At 37.7% G+C, this 5,515-nt stretch carries 1 protein-coding gene; it reads left to right on the top strand.

Features of this window, described 5'->3' with window-relative positions; all coding sequences use genetic code 11:
• On the top strand, positions 1–5,515 hold a 5,515-nt coding region (locus tag VB691_RS22890; protein ID WP_323293844.1), incomplete at both ends, for a Calx-beta domain-containing protein.

A 5,515-nucleotide genomic window follows, 5' to 3' on the forward strand; every position in this document is an offset into this window, starting at 1 on the left:
TTATTCTTTACGGCTACTAACTCAGCTAATGGTCAAGAGTTGTGGAAGTTAGATAATAGTGGTAATCCTGTTTTACTGAAGGATATTCGTACAGGTGCTAATGGTTCATCCCCTAGTAATCTGTTTAATCTCAATGGAACCCTCTACTTTACGGCTAATGATGGTACTAATGGGACAGAATTGTGGAAAAGTGATGGCACAACAGTAGGTACGGTTCAACTAGAAATTTATCCAGGGACAAATGGTTCTAGTGTCAGTAACTTTATCAATATAGGTGGTGTTCTCTACTTCACTGCTAATAATGCTACCAATGGGACAGAACTTTGGCGGATTAATGCTACTACTGGTAATCCTGAAGTAATAGAGATTCAACCAGGTAGCAATGGTTCCAACCCTACTAATTTAACCAATGTTAACGGAACTCTTTACTTTACTGCTACTAATCTAACTAATGGAACCGAACTTTGGAAGATTGACCCCACAACCGGAAATCCCGTTGTAATTGACGTTAATACTGGCAGTAGTGGTTCATCTCCTAGTAATTTAATCAATGTAAATGGAACGCTTTACTTTACTGCTAATAATGGCATTAATGGAGTTGAACTCTGGAAGATTGACCCGACAACTGGAACACCCAGTGTTATTGATATTTATTACAGTAGCAATAGTTCATCTCCTAGTAATTTAATTAATGGTAATGGGACGCTTTACTTTACTGCTATTAATGCTAATGGTCGAGAGTTATGGAAGATTGACTCGACTACGGGAAATCCTGTCTTTCTCAAAGATATTTATGTTGGTAGCAGTAGTTCTAGTCCGGGCAACCTAATTTATAGCAATGGTAAGCTTTATTTTACTGCCGATAACTTTACTCAAGGGGTAGAACTTTGGCAAACTGATGGTACTACAACAGGTACAGTTCTTACCCAAGATATTAACCAAACCACTTATGGTTCTAATCCTCGTAATTTTATTAAAGTTGGCGGAACTCTTTACTTTACTGCTGATAATGATATAGATGGAACGGAACTCTGGAAATCTGATTCCAGTACAGGGGATGTTACTGTTATTGATATTAATTCGGGTAGTGGTAGTTCTTCTCCAAGTAATTTAACTAATGTCAATGGGACACTGTACTTTACAGCAAATAATGGCATTAATGGGACGGAAATCTGGAAAATTGACCCGACAACTGGAAATCCCGTTTTAATTGATATCAGGACTGGTAGTAATAGTTCATCTCCGAGTAACTTAACTAATGTCAACGGTACGCTGTATTTTACTGCTTACACCCCAACCTATGGTCAAGAAATCTGGAAAATTGACTCGACAACGGGAACACCTAGCGTCATTGATATTTATCCAGGGGGAAATGCTTCATCTCCCAGTAACTTAACAAATGCCAATGGTGTCCTTTATTTTACCGCCACTAACGCTGCCAATGGGCAAGAATTATGGCAACTAGACCCCACAACGGGTAGTCCTATTTTCCTAAAAGATATTTATCCTGGTAGTAGTGGTTCTAGTCCTGGCAACCTTACCTATAGTAACGGAAAACTCTATTTTACCGCCGATAATGGTATCCAAGGGATAGAACTTTGGGCAGTTAATGTTGATGTTATTAATAACGTTGGCAATGTTAGCAAAACAAGCGACGAAGACCAAACGGTAACGTTTACAGCGACAGATTTTTCTAGTGTTTTTAGCAGCAGTAGTGGTTCCCCTTTAGCTACGGTTAAAATTTTGCTTTTACCTAGTAATGGGGTTTTAAAACTTGGGAATAATCCCGTTGCAGCTAATCAAGAAATTCCTGTAGCAAATTTAAACAATTTAACCTTTATTCCTAATGCTAATTATAATGGAACGGCTGGTTTTACTTGGAATGGTTCAGACGGAACAACCTATGCAGCTAACCCATCAACAGTAACGTTAACTATCAACTCAATTAATGATGCCCCGACGGTTGCTAGTCCCATTGCCGATGTCAATGTTTATAGTAACCGCGCTTCTAATTTTACTTTTTCAGCTAATACTTTCCAAGATGTAGATTTAGGGGACTCTCTCACATATACTGCTACTTTAGCTGATGGGAGTTCTTTGCCTAATTGGTTAACGCTAAGTGACAGAACCTTTAGCGGAAATCCTGCCATTGCTAATGCTGGGCAGTATGAAATCAAAGTAACAGCAAAAGACCAAAGTAATGCTACCGTTACAGATAACTTTATTTTAAATGTTGTTAATAGCGCACCCTTTTCTATTAACATCAATAACAATACAATTCCCGAAAATAGTGCCAATGATACTTTAATTGGTACTCTTAATTCTCAAGATAACAATAGTAATGACACCTTTACTTACACATTAGTAAATGATGCAGGTGGAAGGTTTATTCTCGATGGGAATAACATAGTCGTTGCTAATAGTAGCTTACTAGATTATGAAGCAGCTACCCAACACACTATTCGCGTCAGAACAACGGATAGTAGTGGTTTATCCTACGAACAAAATATTACAATTCTTCTCTCCAATGTTAATGATGCTTTAGCAGGAACTTTATCTTTTACTTCCCCCACTTATAGTATTAATGAAAATGGAACTCCTGTTGCTGCTGTCACTGTTCAACGCACGAATGGAAATGAAGGAGTAGTCAGTGCTAATATCTTACTGAGCGATGGTACGGCTACTTACCCTGATGATTATAGCACAACGGCTCTAACTGTTGTTTTTGGTAGTGGAGAAACCAGTAAAACCGTTACTATTCCTCTCTTTAATGACACTATTTATGAAGGGAATGAAACCCTAAATTTAACTCTAAGTGGTCCTACAGGTGGCGCAAGTTTAGGAACTCAAACCACAGCTACGTTAACCATTGTTGATAATGATTTACCGACGGTTTCTTTAGGGGGTTCTCCTAATAGTGTGACAGAAGATGGAACAAATAATTTTGTTTATACTTTCACCCGTACTGGTAATACAGTTAATCCTCTAACTGTTAATTTTAATGTAGGGGGAACTGCCACCTTTAATAATGACTATATACAAACTGGGGCAGTCAGTTTTAATGGAACAAGTGGAACTATTACCTTTGCTGCGGGTTCCGATACAGCAATTTTAACCCTTGACCCCACAGTAGATAATATTTTTGAAGCAGATGAAACGGTTAATTTAACCTTGGTTTCTAGTGCTAATTATAATCGGGGAACAACCACAGCAGTTATTAGCACAATTACTAATGATGACCAACCCGCAGGGATTTTCTCTTTTAGTTCACCGCAGTTTAGTGTTAATGAAGATGGCACACCTATTACTACTGTTACTATCAATCGTGCAGGAAATAGTAACGGTGAAGTTAGTGTTACTCTTAACCTAAATAATGGTACAGCAACAGCACCAACTGATTATAATAATTCACCGATTGTAGTTACTTTTGCTGATGGAGAAACCAGTAAAACAATTGATTATGCACAGATAAGTCAAGGATTATCTTTTGATGGAATAAATGATCGGGTTGAGAGTAATCAACTATTCCCTAATGTTACTGATACATTTACCATTGAGTTTTGGACAAAACCGACTGCAACTCGCAATGTAACTACTGAATCTAATAATGGTAGCTCTGGAACGGGCGGACAACGTTATGCTATTTATCCAGTGCAGGGAGAAGCCGCTTCTTTGGGTTCAAATCATGCGGGGGTAGGAGTATCCGTTGGAACCAATGGAATTAGTGTATTTGAACATTCAGCTTCTTATCTTCCTTCACCTTTAGTTTATCAAAATACTGTCTCAGATTGGACTCATATTGCGATTGTTTATAATGACAAAACACCCAGTTTATATGTTAATGGACAATTCATTAAAACTGGAATTAAGAGCAATTATATTGTTCATCCTAGTTTACAATTAGGCGTTAATACGGGTGGGGGTTCAAATTATGGTGTTTATCAGGGACAATTAGATGATGTTCGTATCTGGAATAAGTCTAGAACTCAGGCAGAAATTCAAGCAGATTTTACTGAACAATTAACAGGGAATGAAACTGGATTAGTAGGTTATTGGAACTTTAATTCCATTACGGGAAATACGGTTCAAGATTTAATCAGTAATCAAAATAATGGAACAATATTTGAAGCACAAAGTACCAACGGATTTGTTCCTCCTGTTGTTTCACCAACTATTTTAATTGTCGATGATCAACAATTTGAACCCAATGAAACAATTAATTTAAGTCTGTCTAATCCTCAAGGTGGCGCAATCTTAGGTACTCAAACTACTGCCACATTAACCATTATTGATAATGATGCACCTAAACCCGGAACCATTAGCTTTAATAATGCTAGTTACACCGTTAATGAAAATGGAACCGCAACTATTAATTTAATTCGTACAGTGGGAAGTGATGGAGAAGTTACGGTTACTTTAACCCCATCAGATAATACGGCAACTGCTGGCAGTGACTATAATAATAGTCCGGTTACTGTTACCTTTGCTAATGGAGAAACCAGCAAACTGGTAACGATTCCCATCATTGATAACAATGTTTACGAACCCACAGAAACCGTCAATTTAACTTTATCTAACCCCACAGGTGGCGCAACATTAGGAACACAAAATACTGCTATTCTCAACATTATTGATAATGATGCAGTACCGGGAACAATTCAATTTAGCAATACTACTTATTCAATCAATGAAAATGGTATACCTGTAACTGCTGTTACCTTAACTCGTACTAATGGAAGTGATGGCGCGGTTAGTGTCAGAATAAATCTAACTAATGGCACAGCAACCGCACCAAATGATTATAATAATACTCCCATTACGGTTAATTTTGCTGATGAAGAAACCAGCAAAACTGTTACTATTCCTATTGTTGACGATACTCAATTTGAAGCTGATGAAACTCTTAATTTAACACTCACTAACCCCCAAGGTAGCGCAACATTAGGAACGCAGACAACAGCCACATTAACTATTATTAACGATGATTTACCACAACCTGGAATCTTAGCCTTTAATGGTGCAAATTATACAGTTAATGAAAATGGAACGGCAACTATTACCATTAACCGTACTGTAGGCACAAATGGCGAAGTTAGTGTTACCATAACGCCTATTAATGGAACTGCAACGGCACCAGATGACTATACTAATACACCTATTACTGTCACTTTTGCCGAAGGAGAAAGCAGCAAAACTGTTACTATTCCCATCAATAATGACGCGGTTTATGAACCTACAGAAACAGTCAATTTAAACCTATCAAATCCTACAGGTGGCGCAACATTAGGAACGCAACAAAACGCAGTTTTAAGTATCATTGATAATGATGCAGTACCAGGAACAATTCAATTTAGTAATACTGCTTATTCAATTAACGAAAATGGTACACCTGTAACTGCTGTTAACTTAACTCGGACGGGAGGAAGTGATGGCGCGGTTAGTGTCAGAATTAATCTAACTAATGGTACAGCAACCGCACCAAATGATTATAATAATACTCCCATTACCGTTAATT

This window comes from Crocosphaera sp. XPORK-15E, assembly GCF_034931425.1.
GTDB lineage: Bacteria > Cyanobacteriota > Cyanobacteriia > Cyanobacteriales > Microcystaceae > UHCC-0190.